14 protein-coding genes are annotated in these 14,383 nt (G+C 44.3%); 5 read left to right on the top strand and 9 right to left on the bottom strand.

The window, feature by feature from the left end:
* From ACYQ5K_RS11350 to ACYQ5K_RS11325, 6 genes are all read right to left on the bottom strand, one after another.
* Nucleotides 1–144 (bottom strand): ParB N-terminal domain-containing protein, encoded by a 144-nt coding sequence (locus tag ACYQ5K_RS11350; protein ID WP_459777615.1) that lies wholly within the window; start codon nucleotides 142–144, stop codon nucleotides 1–3.
* Nucleotides 141–1,514, bottom strand: a complete 1,374-nt coding sequence (locus ACYQ5K_RS11345; protein ID WP_459777614.1) for a relaxase/mobilization nuclease domain-containing protein — start codon at nucleotides 1,512–1,514, stop codon at nucleotides 141–143. The genes ACYQ5K_RS11350 and ACYQ5K_RS11345 overlap by 4 nt, the downstream gene beginning before the upstream one ends.
* The gene (locus ACYQ5K_RS11340; protein ID WP_459777613.1) at nucleotides 1,475–1,801 is read right to left on the bottom strand and encodes a plasmid mobilization protein; all 327 of its coding nucleotides are present in this window, start codon (nucleotides 1,799–1,801) and stop codon (nucleotides 1,475–1,477) included. The genes ACYQ5K_RS11345 and ACYQ5K_RS11340 overlap by 40 nt, the downstream gene beginning before the upstream one ends.
* Before the next feature lie 271 nt (nucleotides 1,802–2,072).
* Nucleotides 2,073–2,387: a hypothetical protein gene (locus tag ACYQ5K_RS11335; protein WP_459777612.1), complete on the bottom strand. Its 315-nt coding sequence runs from the start codon at nucleotides 2,385–2,387 to the stop codon at nucleotides 2,073–2,075.
* Nucleotides 2,384–3,307 (bottom strand): ParM/StbA family protein, encoded by a 924-nt coding sequence (locus tag ACYQ5K_RS11330; protein ID WP_459777611.1) that lies wholly within the window; start codon nucleotides 3,305–3,307, stop codon nucleotides 2,384–2,386. The genes ACYQ5K_RS11335 and ACYQ5K_RS11330 overlap by 4 nt, the downstream gene beginning before the upstream one ends.
* Nucleotides 3,308–3,325: 18 nt before the next feature.
* Complete coding sequence (locus ACYQ5K_RS11325) at nucleotides 3,326–3,556, bottom strand: cysteine-rich VLP domain-containing protein (RefSeq protein ID WP_459777610.1); 231 nt, start codon at nucleotides 3,554–3,556, stop codon at nucleotides 3,326–3,328.
* A gap of 336 nt (nucleotides 3,557–3,892) precedes the next feature.
* Here ACYQ5K_RS11325 and ACYQ5K_RS11320 point away from each other — a divergent pair, with 336 nt between their 5' ends.
* From ACYQ5K_RS11320 to ACYQ5K_RS11305, 4 genes are all read left to right on the top strand, one after another.
* On the top strand, nucleotides 3,893–5,029 hold the full coding sequence (locus ACYQ5K_RS11320; RefSeq protein WP_459777609.1) for a DUF6076 domain-containing protein: 1,137 nt from the start codon (nucleotides 3,893–3,895) through the stop codon (nucleotides 5,027–5,029).
* A gap of 21 nt (nucleotides 5,030–5,050) precedes the next feature.
* Nucleotides 5,051–5,956, top strand: a complete 906-nt coding sequence (locus ACYQ5K_RS11315; protein ID WP_459777608.1) for a sigma-70 family RNA polymerase sigma factor — start codon at nucleotides 5,051–5,053, stop codon at nucleotides 5,954–5,956.
* Between the two features lie 200 nt (nucleotides 5,957–6,156).
* A complete protein-coding gene (locus ACYQ5K_RS11310; RefSeq protein WP_459777607.1) occupies nucleotides 6,157–6,867 on the top strand; it encodes a TetR/AcrR family transcriptional regulator in 711 nt (236 codons plus the stop codon).
* A gap of 607 nt (nucleotides 6,868–7,474) precedes the next feature.
* Nucleotides 7,475–11,587 (top strand): InlB B-repeat-containing protein, encoded by a 4,113-nt coding sequence (locus tag ACYQ5K_RS11305; RefSeq protein WP_459777606.1) that lies wholly within the window; start codon nucleotides 7,475–7,477, stop codon nucleotides 11,585–11,587.
* Between the two features lie 50 nt (nucleotides 11,588–11,637).
* Here ACYQ5K_RS11305 and ACYQ5K_RS11300 read toward each other — a convergent pair whose 3' ends face one another.
* From ACYQ5K_RS11300 to ACYQ5K_RS11290, 3 genes are read right to left on the bottom strand one after another with little or no spacing between them, the layout of a single operon-like run.
* Nucleotides 11,638–12,015, bottom strand: coding sequence for a TnpV protein (locus ACYQ5K_RS11300; RefSeq protein WP_459777605.1), 378 nt, complete (start codon nucleotides 12,013–12,015; stop codon nucleotides 11,638–11,640).
* Nucleotides 12,016–12,017: 2 nt separating this feature from the next.
* The gene (locus ACYQ5K_RS11295) at nucleotides 12,018–12,203 is read right to left on the bottom strand and encodes a hypothetical protein (protein WP_459777604.1); all 186 of its coding nucleotides are present in this window, start codon (nucleotides 12,201–12,203) and stop codon (nucleotides 12,018–12,020) included.
* 5 nt (nucleotides 12,204–12,208) lie between these two features.
* Complete coding sequence (locus ACYQ5K_RS11290) at nucleotides 12,209–12,508, bottom strand: DUF6809 family protein (RefSeq protein WP_459777603.1); 300 nt, start codon at nucleotides 12,506–12,508, stop codon at nucleotides 12,209–12,211.
* Between the two features lie 474 nt (nucleotides 12,509–12,982).
* On the opposite strand from ACYQ5K_RS11290, the gene ACYQ5K_RS11285 reads away from it, so the two are divergent.
* On the top strand, nucleotides 12,983–14,251 hold the full coding sequence (locus ACYQ5K_RS11285) for a chloride channel protein (protein WP_178025125.1): 1,269 nt from the start codon (nucleotides 12,983–12,985) through the stop codon (nucleotides 14,249–14,251).
* Nucleotides 14,252–14,383 lie beyond the last annotated feature (132 nt).

Raw genomic sequence — 14,383 nt, 5'->3', positions numbered from 1 at the left:
TCACTTCATAACAGGAGATACAACGCCGTGCGCCTTAATGCTTTCGGCAAGGGCATCCATTTCCTCATTGTCCTGCACTTTGTAGGGGTGGTTCTCAAAGGGGTGTAATTTCTCAATAGGGATATTTTTCTTAGTATTTTTCATCGTTCATAACCTCGTTCTTTCTTTTTTACTAAACCGTTGTGTTTCAGTTCGATATTGCGCTCGGCATCAAGGAGTTCCTTAATTCTCGGAATGTGTTCCTCAATGCGCAGGGCGACTTTCAATTCTTTTCGCAAAGGCGTAATTTGCTTAGTCAGTTCCTTTGCCTTCGCCTTTAATGCGGCATCTTCTTCGGGTGTTTTTACACGGCGCAGTTTTAACCGCAGAGCATACCGTTCCTGCTCCAATTCGGAGATACGGGCAGATAAGTTCTCTTGAAATGACAAAAGCTCCTTTGGCGACTCAATGTGGTTGTCGCAAAGGAGCTTGTATTCCTCGATATATTTATCTAATTTCTGTACCTCTGCCCGCATCATCGGAGAGAGTGGGCGGTTATCAGTTTCTTGAACATTGTTACCCGTGCATATTTTTATAAGTTCTATAATGACCTCAAATAGCAGTTGCACAGTGTCCTTTCGTTGCGCTTGCCGCAGTTGGTATTCAAAGTTAAGCAGCGGCGCCCGTTTCCATTTGGGTGTTATCAGCACATACAGTTCGGGCAGGCGTTGGTTGGCAACAAGTTTTTCACGCATTGCCTCCCACGAATATTTCTCACCAAGACTTGTAATGCGCACTGCACGTTTCCATTCGTCAGCAATTACAGATGGGTGCTCGTATCGGAAGTCACGTTCAAAGCGGTAGCCAAGGCATTTAAGGTAATATTCCATATCCTTAAAGGTACAGCATTTGGAAAGTGCTTCGTCCACGTCCCGCCGCAGCATATCCCGATGAGTGAGCTTGCCGGAGTTGCGTATCCAATATTCCTTTTTATTGCTGTAAAATTTATGGCTTTGAATAACGGATTTGTTTCTTGCGGCACAGATGGCATCGGATATTTTGCGAAGCTCCAGCCGATCCCCGATACCGTTACGGAACTTTTTGCCGTCCACAAAGGAAACACTATTGATAACAAAATGGTTGTGGATGTTATCGGTATTCAGGTGGGTGGTTACCACCACCTGATACCGTTCGCCCCACATCTGCCGTGCAGTTTCCATTCCGATGGCGTGTGCTTCGTCGGGTGTGACCTCGCCTGCGGCAAAGCTCTGATACCCGTGATAAGCGATATTTTTGCCACGCTCACCGAAACGGCGCTTGATGGCGATCATTTCGTTATAGGCGTTATGCTTGGAGCAGTTGATACCCGACACAAACATCGTTTGGTCGGTTTTATCATCGTTCTCCACATAGCGGATGGCGGCATACAGATCCTCATCAAGATATTCCTTTGCGGTGGTCTTGTCGGGATTGTTGGCGTAGTCGATAACTTCCTTTAACCGTCCTTTGACGGGCCAAAAACCTGTGGTTGCCATTTGCGCATATTCTCCTTTCTCGGTGTAATAAGCTCCGCCGATATATCTCTGAGTAAGGTCAGCGCCGCCGTATTCACCTCCGCAGAGAAGGGTTGCTCGATAAGGGCATCCAACCTTTCGCAGAAATAAAAAAGAGCATCGGGCGGAACCGACTTCGGCTCATATCCCAATGCTCTTTGGCGGAGATATTCGGTTGTGGAAAGTCCGCACCGTTTGGCAAGGTTGCTGATGCGGTCTTTTTCCTTTTGGGTAACACGGGCGACGATCCGTATATCTTGTCTTTTCATAACATCATCCTTTCATAATGGGGTATTGGGGGTTATCCCCTAAAGAGTCCGCCATAACCTTTATGGCGGCAAGAGACATTTGGCACACAAATGTCCTGCTTGTTACGGTGTAAGACACACGCTTTTAGCGTATATCTTCCATTCTCCGTGACTTGCACCGTGAGGGAGCAAAGCTCACAGTTATACCGTTTTCTTGATTTGGTGAATTGAGCCACTTTGACACAGTAAATGCAGAAAAATACTCTTTTGAGCCAAAATCGGCTATCTTGGCTCAGCCGAACATTTCTAAATCAGCAAGGACATTTTTTGCGTTCTCCACTTTCTGTTCTTCGGTCAGTTCCATCGTAACCGTAACTGCGGCTGGCGGCGCTGACACAACTGCAACCGTCTGTACTTCCTCCCGAAAAATCTGCCGTATATTTTCAAGCAGAGCTTCGTTATCGGTGATTTCCTTATTCATATAGGCAATGACGGCATTCACAATAAACTTGTTACGGGATTTGTTTAAGGTTTGCAGATATTCGGCGGCTTTCTTTTCGGCGGGTACGTTATCGTGAAATCTTACGTTGATACGGTAATCACTCATACCGCCGCACCTGATTTAAGCTGAATTTCCGCCATATACTCATAACCCTTTGCGGCGGCAGAAATATCATCCACGAATTTTACACGGTCAGCGTTGAACTTATAAAAGTTCTTTACAAGACAACCGCCGCCTCCGGTGATATAAAGCATCATCGTACCCTCGTCATACCCGTGTTCACGAAGTCTGCGAAAAATATTTTTTACATATTCCGTTGCAATGGCTCGGATTATTTTCTGATCGGCGGGAGTGATATTTGCCGCACCCGTAATAAGAACTTCTTCGATAAAGGCATCGTTGATTTCACGCTGGGTTTTCTGCATAAACATCTCCCGCACCGCAAGGGTACACTGATAAGTTCCGAACTTTTCGGTATACATTTTTCCCGCCTGCGGTCTGCCGTTTATCATATACAGCACGTTTATTGTGCCGTTGCCAATATCCGCAACCATATTGACACCGTTCATCGTGGTAGCAAAGTCCGCAATAGCGGCGTACCCCTGCGGATAGATGCGCACTCCCTCAACCGTGATATGATAATCCACTTTTTGATAGGTGAAGCTGACTTCCTTGTTTTTACTGAGATAAGCGGCAAAATCCTTTTTCTGTCCGCTTGTCCAAGTCAGGGGCAATCCTGCGGCGATAATGACCTTTGCTTCGGTGAGTTTTTCACGCTGAAGCTCTTTTGCGATAGCAACGAGGGTTAAAACATAATAATCCTCGTCACGGATTTTGTCGGGAAGGAACTCCTTGTGTCCTTCTCCGATCAGATAATATTTGCCGTCATAAACGAGCATATCTCCCGTAAACAGCGGCTCGGCATCGTAAGGCAAAAGTCCGGTCTTAAAGCAGCAGTTCGCCGTTTTCATATTCCCGTAACCGTGGTCGATACCGATAACATACATTTCATTAAATTTCTTCATTTTACATTTCTCCTTTTCTTACTTTGATTTGTTGATTTTCTTGATTTGCTCATACAGTTCTCTGTCGCTGGGCAGTACCGCTTCTTTGAAATAGTTGCAGTAGATGCCGTAGATAGAGATAAACTGCACACAACGGTGTGCTTCGCCATCGTCAAACAGGATGCAGTTGCCGTCCTCGTCACAGTTGGCGCAAAGCTCCCTGACAAGGCGGTGAACACGCTCCACTTGCTTGGGTGTGATCTTCATCATAGACTTTTCCTCCTTTCGTTTTCGGGCAATAAAAAAAACGCCGGTTTCCCGACGGCAATGCCTTGAGTATTTGTGAGGTTTTCGCTCCCTCACTTATTTTAATACACGCAAAAACGAGTTCTTGGAAAAGCGAGATAACGCATAGAAAACAAAAAGCGTAACACCGTGAACACCTTGTAATTACGGCGTTTTTATGATATAATAATAAAAAGTATACTTTGCGAAAACAAAAATACTCGGAAAAATTTTTTGAAAATCTTTTTTCGTCCCGATAAGTTAAAGGGAGTTTTATGGGACAGTTGTTTTGATAGAATTAGTATGGAGGTAAAGCGGAAAATGGATAAAATCAGCTTTTTCAGCGCCGATTACCGTGACGGCAGAGTGCATATCGGAGGCAAAAGCTATCCTGCGGGAACTTTTGCGGCGCACCTGCTGACACAATATTATATAGACGATACCGCCGCACGGATCATCGTGTTCACAAGTGATAATTGGCTTTTAGAGCGTTCTTTGGAAAGAGGATATTTGTATGTGCCGAGTTTTTTAAGAGCCGGTGCGGACATACTGAATATTTTTAATGCTCTCCCTTGGTTAAAGCCTTTTGATATGCTCGATGTAGATGCTGAGCGTAACAGAATAGCAGGGCTTTTTACCGAAGAAAACGGCAATAAAATCGTTGAGTATTTTCAGCGCCGTTCAAAAGTAATGGCTATGGATGTGGGACAAGCAATGTATAACATCCTCCCAAAAGAGTTTGACGAGGACTTTTTTAAGGAAGCCGCCGCTTTACTTAACGATGTGAAGAAAACACTTGCATTTTACGATGGTCTTAGGGATGATCTGATGAAAGCCTTTAAGCAACTTAAAACCTTTGCAAGCCGTGTGGATGAAGCTGACCGTTTTGACGAGGAACATCTGCTCCCGATAGCATTAGAAATATTCAGCTCTGTGCCGTTCCCCGTAACAACGGAATATGTACCTATACGGAAATCCACCCGAAGCAAAACGGAAACCCTTGCCCGTAGGTTATATTTTGACAGTTATTACAGCTTTGTGATTACCGACTTTTTTGAAGGCTTACATCACGGGCATTACCCAAGACAGTGCGGCATTTGCAAAAAGTATTTCCTTATGACCTCTGCGGCAAGGCAAAAATATTGCACGGGATACGCCCCGTTCAAACTAAAAGGCAAAGCCATCACTTGCCGAAAATACGCTGCAAGAATTAACCGCAAGGAACTTGCAGACGGGAACCCCGTTATCCGCATTTATAAAAACCGTTGCTCTGCTATTCGTGTGGAGCGACAGAGAGTTAAAATCGACGATGCTTTGGCATCTGCCGCCCTTGCTCTGGCAAAGGAATATATGCAGCTTGCCAAGAACGATCCCGACTATGCCAACGGGCAGTATGAAACGGATATGAGCCGTGAAAGGCTCTATGCCGAAGCTGACAGACGATTAAACGGCAAATAACACAGATTGGAGGTGAGTGCCGTGAAAGAAACGCATATTGATGAAATGGATTTGAATATGTATCGCATTGTTCCGGCACCGCCGAAGTGGGATTTGCAGGAATATATCATAACTCATCTCAAAGAAAACGATGAGCGTTACCTTTCTTGGTTTTTTCATTATTATGAAAAAACGCTAAATAAGAATGTGCAAAGCTATATGCGGCAGTTCTTTATGCAGGAGCATTTTGCCGATCTGAAGCAAGCGTATATTGCGGGACTGCTGAAAGCACTAAGCAAATACACGCCCGACGGCGGCGCATCCTTTGTCTCCTTCAAAAAGCATTATGCAGAGCGTGAAATCCTTGACTATATCCGTTCTATGCGGACAGGCTTTACGGTACAGAGTCTTGCGGAATATGCAAAACTCCGCAAGGCAATGGCGGTGTGGGATAAATATGACCGTAGTTATGCCGATACTGCGATTGAAGCAGTTGCCTCAGAATTAGGCGAAACCGCCGATGACACGAAAGAAATTCTGCTCGGCGGCTTGCTCAACGAAAATCGTGCAGACCTCTATCAGCAGTATGCAGAGGATGACGAAGCGGAAAGCACAGAAGAAGCGCACCCCGATACCACCTCCGACACTTACACGCTGTATATGAAGGGTGAGCTTTACGCCCATCTGTGGGATGCCTATGACAAGCTCGAATACACCGAGCGAATGATGCTTGCCCAACGGCTCGGCTTCTGCTTTGATTGTCATAGCACCTTCTATATGGATTACGATGATCTCGACGAGTACGGAGATCCCAAGAAGAAACCCATCAAACCGATGATGTATACCGATATTGCCACCGACCACGAATACAGTTCCGCCAACACCGCACACAAAAAATGTGAAAAGGCGCTTGCAAAATTAAAAGAAGCCATAAAAGACTTGATATAACGAAAAAAGCCCCATTGGGAATGCAGAATTTACTGCGCTCCCAACGGGGAATACCTTTTGAATTGTAACTTCTTTCGGAACAACTCGTACAATTATCAAAAAACCATTGCAATTTCGTAGTATATGCACTATAATAGTGATGATGATTTTTAGAATAATGAACTTTTGGCGTGCAAAAGACGACAGGAGGTAATATAAGCGTGATACGAGTAGATAGAAAAGAACTTACTCGCAGTGAGATTGTTCGGGTTGCGGCTAACTGTTTTTTGAATGACGGTTATACCAAAACGACAGTAAACTCTATGTGCAAGAAATTAAATATGAGTCCCGGTAATATGACCTTTCATTTTCCGACGAAGGAGCATATGCTGGCAGAGCTGGTGGAAATGCTTTGCAAGTATCAGTGGAAGATGATGGAGGACGAAGCCAAGGACGGATACAGTTCCATCATGGCGATCTGTCTGGAACTGCTGACCATCGCTTCTGCTTGTGAGCAGGACGAGGTGGCAAAGGATTTCTTTATATCCAACTATCAAAGCAAAATGTGTATGGAGCATATTCGTAAGAACGATACAGATCGCGCCAAAGAGGTATTTCAGGAATACTGTCCCGACTGGTCAGATGAATATTTCTCGGAAGCGGAAACCTTAGTTTCAGGCATTGAGTATGCTGTGTTTTTCACTACTTCCGACTCTGCACCGTTAGACGTTCGAGTAGCGGGAGCACTCAGAACGATCCTTTCGATCTATAACGTTCCCAAAGAGATTCGGGACGAAAAGATCAAGAAGGTGCTTTCGATGAATTATCAAAAGCTTGGCCTTGATACCTTAACGAAGTTCCGGGAGTACGTGGATGAAACCACAGAAAAAGCCCTCTACGATTTGCTGAAACGAAAACAAATCGCACAATGACATCATAATTGAAATATACGGCGAAAGCCGATCTCTATAATCTCGGTATGGAGGAAACGATATGAAAACGAAAACACAATTTACGAATCGCATACTCAGCCTTGTGCTGGCATTTGTGATGGTGACGGGGTTACTGCCGATGACGGCGTTTGCTGCAACACCGAGCGAGGCAAAAGAGATAGCGTTAATCTCTGGTGATTATATACCGTATTCCAATGGCGCAGTGGCGTATTACCAAAACAACAATTATTTGTATAAGGCGGAATTTTCTAACTTTACTAATCTTGTGACCAGTGTGTCAATAGTAAAGAATGGTAATTCCGCATCATCAACAATAGTTTTAGATTATAAAAGAACAGGTGCAACCACTTATGGTGCGACAACATTATGTGTATCGCCTAGAGGAAATGAAATAAGTTTAAACCAACTTCCTACACAAGTAGGAAATTCAGTTAGTCTTTATGCAGCGGTTGCTCAAACAAACTATTATGATATTAATAAATCTCTTGTTAAAATTACCTGTATTGCTGTCAACGAGCCGACTTGGAGCTGGAATGGTACAGCCTCTGCCACAGCAAGGTTTATTTCCACAGACGGCAGTGCAGCGATGATGGTGGATGCCACAATCGAAAGCGTTGAACAGACTGCTGCAAGCTGCTTAGAAAAAGGTAAGGTTACCTATACTGCCACCGCCACCGCCAACGGTCAAACATATACCAACGCAAAGACCGCGGACGGAGCTGTTGGTCCCCACAGCTATACCTATTCTTCTTTGGGAAACACCATCACGGAAATCTGCAACAACTGCAGCAATCACACCGCAACGGCTACATTGGAAGCAGATGGGGCATACATCTATACCGGCTCAGCCATTACCCCTGCAACCATTACTTATTCAGACAACTGGCAAGGAGATAAGCCAACTGATATTTCCTATTCCAATAATTTGAATGTTGGCACGGCTACTGCAACCATTACCGTGGAAGGCCGTACGCTGACGAAGAATTTCCAGATTAAAAATGCGTACTCCGTGTCGTTCAACGCCAACGGCGGATCGGGGGAAAAGAATTCTGTTCCGATAATGGATGGCGAAGAATATACGCTTCCTGCTAACCCCTTCACCGCTGCGAGTGGTTATCAGTTCAAAGGCTGGGCAACTTCCCAAAACGGTAATGTTCTTAAAGACGAAAAGATTATTGTAAGCGAGAATGTCACTTTATATGCGATCTGGGAAAAGATTCCCGCTGAAATGCCAACAGTTGCGGTTAGCGAAAATCTGACCCTCACCTACGGCGAATATACCGGTCAGAAATTCACGGCAACCGTAGAGAAAAAAGACGGTTACACCTATAAATATCAGTGGATCGACGGCAATACGGTAATCAGCAGTACAGATACACTTGAGATACCCGATGACCTTGCGGCAGGCGTATATGACTATTATTTGGCAGTAGGCGCCAAGCGTACCGATAACGGAGAAATTACTTGGTATACAAACCGTAATCTTTTAGTCAAAGTAAATCCGAAAGAACTGGATGCTTCCAATATTACTTTAAACCAAGATACATTTACCTATGACGGTAAAGAACAAATACCTACTGTTACCGTGAAAGTCGGTGGCAAAACATTAACGGAAAACACCGATTATACAGTGACTTGGCCTTCTGATTGTAAAAACGCTGGCACGAAAACAATAAAAGTTTTCTTTAGGGGAAATTACAGTGGCAGTGCACAAGTAGATTACGAAATCAAGCAAAAAGAAATTGGAATTTCCTGGGGTGCAACTGAATTTATACCTTACACAGGAGAACTTATTGTGCCACAGGCGACAGCAACCAGTCTTGCAGACGGTGATGTTTGCACATTGACGACTTCTGTAGTTAAAACAACCGAGGGCGCAGGAATTGTTCCGGGCAGATGGCACGCTAAAGTCACATCGCTTTCCAATGACAACTACTGTCTGCCGGCATCCGGAAATTTGGTTGAGGTAGAATACGGAATTGTAAAAGGAAATATCGCTGCCCCTGTTGTTTCGAGCATTGACGAAACAATCAAAGGCAAAGCAGATGGTAAGATTAACGGACTTACTACCGAAATGGAGTATGCAACCGAATACACCGCTGACGATGATAAGTATACAAAAGTAACAGATGCGAATATGACCTTTGCACCCGGTACTTACTATGTACGTTATCAGGCAGCAGGTTATTATAACGCTTCTCCTTTTAAAGAGGTTGTTATTAAGGAGGGTGGATTGCTGAGTGTGACGATCCCTCAAACCCAGACGGGATATACAATCGCAACAGAAGATACCGAGCTTGTATGGAACGGTTCTACAACCCTTTCCTTTACATTGAAAGACGGCTATTCCAAGACAGGTGCCTTTGCGGTGAAAGTCAACGAAACGCCGATTGCACTGGATGCCAATGACCAGTATGTGATCACGAACGCACAGGAAGATATTGAGATCACTGTGGAAGGCGTAGCAGATATAACTCCTCCTACTGCTGAAATCAAGGTTAAGGAAAACAATTGGACTTCCTTCTGGAATAACCTTACCTTTGGTCTGTTCTTCAAGGAAACGCAGGATGTTACCATTACCGTCGATGATGCCGGCAGCGGCGTAAAGAGCATTCAGTATTATCTTTTCGACAGAGAACTGGAACGTGACGAAGTAAGGTCAATCACTGATTGGATCGACTATAACGGCACTTTCAAAATCAATCCCGATAACCGTTACGTGATCTATGTAAAAGTGACCGATAATGCCGGTAATGTTGAATATATCAACTCCGAAGGTATCGTGTTGGATGCTACCGCTCCCGTGCTTTACGGCATTGAAAACGGCGGCGTATACCACGGCGATAAGGTGTTTAAGGCTACGGACGATTATCTTAAGATTCTCAAGGTTGACGGTGTGGACGTAATTGCTGAGCTGAACGGCGATAACGAGTATAAAATTATCGCTGATAACGCAGAACATACCGTAACTGCTATCGACGAAGCAGGAAATGTAACCGAGTACAAGATTACCGTTTACAAAAGGTATATGGTTACCTATACCGACGGTGAAGGCAGTTCCTACGAAAAAGAATTCAATTACGGTGAGGTTATCACGATTCCTACCAATGAGATTTTCAATGATACCTTCCGTAGGGGAGGATATACGCTCACCGGATGGCAGGGCTACACCGAGGGAATGACAATGCCCCTCAGTCCTGTGACCCTTACAGCGTTATACAAACCTAAACAGTACACCGTTTCGTTCAACGCGAACGGCGGTGAAACGATTGAGCCTATCACTGTTACCTTCGATGAAAAATACGGCAATCTGCCTTCCTCTGCGATTGCAGGTCTTTCCGGTGGTAACAAAAACTGGTATCTTATTGACGCATATGGTAATGTTACTGAGACAAATATTAAGAATCTGACCTTGGTAACTACAGCAAGAGATCATACTTTATTCATTAAGCGTAACGTACTTGCCCCTAATATCAGTATTACTCTCGCAGTACCGGGAGGCATATCGGACGGATATCAGTACTATATTCCCGGCGCTTCACAGCGAGTGCTAACCGCAACAGTCGGAAATACGAATACCGATATTTTAGACTATGCGTACAAATGGTATAAGGATGGAGTACTTATTGAAGGGGCAACCTCTAACGTTCTAACACTTGACGGTAATGTGAGCGATAGTGGTACCTACAAGGTGGAAATAACTGCAACACTAAAGGATGGCACCAATATCGTGGTAGCTTCTGATACTGCTACCGCATCTAAGGAGCAGAAGGTCAAAATTCTGCATGCCGCCAATACGATAAGCTACGATGCCAACGGTGGTGAAGAGGGTCCGCAAAGCTCCTATACAGGTGGTGCCACTTTGAATGTTTCAAAAGATGTGCCTACCAGAATGTATTATGATTTCATCGGTTGGAACACCAAGCCTGACGGCAACGGTGACAGCTATAAAGCGGATGAACTTTACACCTTTGCAGAGGACAACGGAAACGGCGGATGCGTTGTAACATTATATGCACAATGGAAACTTGTGGAATACACCGTAACCTACACAGCGGATGGCCAAATCATAACAACCGAAACCGTTGGACACAGCAAGGATGCAAACCTTCCCGCTGTTCCTGCAAAGAACGGATACGTTGGCAAGTGGGACAGCGACGGCAAGAACATCACCGGAGATACAACAATTACGGTGGTTTACACGGAAATTCCTGTTGTAAAGCCCAATGAAGTGAAACCGGAGGATAAGACCGACCTTGAGGATACCAAGAAGCAGCTTGAAGATATGCTGAAGGATGACTCCTACACCGATGAAGATAAGAAGAACATCCAAGATGCCATTGACGATATCGACGATGCTCTTGAAGTGATCGGCAATGTAGAAGCAGTCGAAGATCTTATTGACAAACTGCCGGAGAACATCACCAAGAACGACGAGGATGCAACCAAGGCTGCTGACGATGCCTATAATGCACTTTCTGACTACGAGAAATCCCTTGTAGACGAGGATGCAAAGAAAGCACTTGACGATGCAAAGGCAGCTCTTGCAGAGCTGAATAAGCCTGCTGACACTGACAGTCCTCAGACCGGCGACAATAGCAATATGTTCCTCTGGATCGCACTTTTCTTCATCAGCGGCGGCGCAGTGATTACACTGACCGTTGTTGACAGAAAGAGAAGAATGGCAAGCAAAAGATAAATAAATCGCATTAGTAAAGGCGGTAGTGAGCAAATCACTACCGCCTTTCATCATTCGTAGATTAAGTCTTTATTTACAATTTCTGTGGCTCGGCTACGGATGTTATTCATCCGACCAACCCATTCCATTTGATTATCTGCTTTGAGTTTTTCGGTCACACCCTCACGTTCTGCCATCTGCTTTACAAGCCGAGAAAGCATATCTTCTGCTTGTTTGTCGATGCCTGCAAGATAGCCATTCAGTTTGCTGCTTGTCAGCAGATTAAGATATAGCACCTTGCGGAATTGCTTAATATATCGCAAGTGTTGCTGTCCCCATAAGCCGATAGGCTGTTCTTCTTCATCGGGAAGGGTAAGGTCAGGGATGTAATAATCACCTTGTAGAGTGTAGCCGATGCCCGTCTGTTCGTTATAAATGTGTTTTTCCATAATCAAGCCTCCTTGTAGATTACCTTGAATTTCTTTTGTTTCGCATAAATGATTTTCAGTAAGACCTCATCCACCGCATCGGTATACTTGCCATTGGCGATCAGGTTGTTCCGCATTTCGTTCAGGCAGTTCACAACCACCCGCCGTTCAAAATCATCCAACGCTATGTAATACTTCTTATCTCGCATATCGTTCACTCCTTTAGCAAGTCTTGGAACGGAGTGTCGGTGGCAACGAAGGTATCGTATGTAAAGTTTGCTCCCAACCGAAACCCCATCATAAAACTATCGAGGTTGGATTCGCCGTTTACCACGCTCCACGCATTTACAAAGTCGAGAAACTTTTTCTTGTTCTCGCCGGAAAGCGCTTCGGTCAGAAATTCCTCGTTTAACATCAACACTTCCATTTGCTTCTGCACTGCTTTGTCCTGCTTGGTGCTTCGTGCCTGCGGATCAATGTTGCCATAATAAAATTCTTCTATAAATTTGCCCATATTGTTACCTCCTTTGGTTTTCTACCATAATTGTATTCAAAGGCGGTTTAATAGTCGAATGTACCGCATAAAACAGAAAAAGGGCAAGAAAAAAGAGAGAAGCCGAAACTTCTCTCAATTCTCTTGCCCTTCGCAATGCTCAGCGTTCCTATAAAACATAACTGTCCTTAGCAACCCTGCTCATTTCGTCCGGATATTTTTTTATTGATTGCGCCTGTCGGACAGCCTGAAGACAGTTACGCTTGCGGATGTAATCAGGGATTATCATATGCAGCTGGAAAAAGAGAAATAATCTTTGTCAGTTGGAATTGTCAAAAAAAGAAAAATTTTCTATAATAAAAAGTGGAATAAGGATGTGTATACATCATTTTTTGTTTAACAGGAAATTCTGAAGGAACTTCCTGTTAAATAAAAGGCACTGCGTGCCGAGGTACATTCTTTTTTAAAGAAAAATGAGAGTATGAGGAACAAAGGATGAATGAAAAATTAAAAGAAATGGGAGAAGCATGGAAAAATCTGTATGGTTCATTGTTCAAATGGATCATTTTGTCCGGGGTGATCGGAAGTCTCATCGGGCTGATCGCCAGTGGATTTTCCTATGCGATCGTATGGGCAACTTCATTTAGAGAAGCAAATCCGATGATCATTCTTGGGATGCCACTTGGTGGTCTGTTGATTGTCTGGCTGTACAAAATTACCGGACAGGAGAAGAATTCCGGAACGAACCTGGTTCTGACAGTAGTCCGGTCGGATGAGGAAGAGGTTCCGGGATGGGTGACACCACTGATCCTGATATCAACAGCGATCACGCATCTGTTTGGAGGATCTTCCGGACGAGAGGGTGCAGCGCTTCAGTTTGGAGCAAGTGTAGGAAATGTATGTGCGAAATATCTGCATTTGAATGAGAGTGACAAGAAGATCATCATTCTGGCAAGTATGAGTGCCGCATTTTCAGCACTTTTCGGGACACCGATGGCGGCGGTTGTATTTCCAATGGAAGTGATCAGTGTTGGTGTGATGTATTATGCAGCGCTGGTGCCATGTGTATTTTCTGCATTTGCAGCACAGGGGATTGCGCTGCTTCTGAAAGTGAGGACCGTTACTCCACCGTATCTGGTAGAATCGGTTCCGGATTTTTACAGCGTGGATTCGATCAAAGCGATCATTCTGGCAATTGCGTGTGCGCTTGCCGGAGCACTGTTCTGTATTGTGCTGCATAATGGGGAACATTATCTGAAGAAATGGTTTCCGAATCCGTATGTGCGTGTGGTTGCAGGGGCAGCAGGAGTGATCATTTTGTATTTTGTACTCAGAACGGATGCCTATCTGGGGCTTGGAACAGGCGTGATTTCTGCAAGCTTTAAAGAGGCGGCAGGGCCACAGATGTTCCTTCTGAAAATGCTGTTTACGGCACTGACGCTCTGCGCCGGATTCAAGGGTGGAGAGATCGTACCGTCACTGTTTATCGGAGCAACACTTGGTTCTTTTATGTCTACGATCCTTGCAGCACCGACAGATATCTGTGCGGCATGTGGAATGGTTGGAGTATTTTGTGCAGTTACGAACAGCCCGATCGCATCACTTCTGATTGCATCCGAGTTGTTTGGATTTAACGGAATGCCATTTTACTGCATCGTAATTGCTGTAAGCTATCTGCTTTCCGGATATTACAGTTTATACAAAGAGCAGAAAATTGTTTACTCCAAAACAGAGAATAAATACGTGGACAAACATACAAAATAATCGAAAAACAAAAAGAAACAAAGCGAATTGGCGGCTTTAAAGGATAAAAACTGACAATTGACGAGAAAAAATTAAAAAATAAAAGAAAATACTTGAAAAAATAAAGAACGTGTGCTAGTATCTAAAAATAAT

The sequence above is a fragment of the Allocoprococcus similis genome (assembly GCF_054660775.1).
Note: the sequence above shows the minus strand (reverse complement) of the source record. Positions and strands in the feature narration are given on the sequence as shown.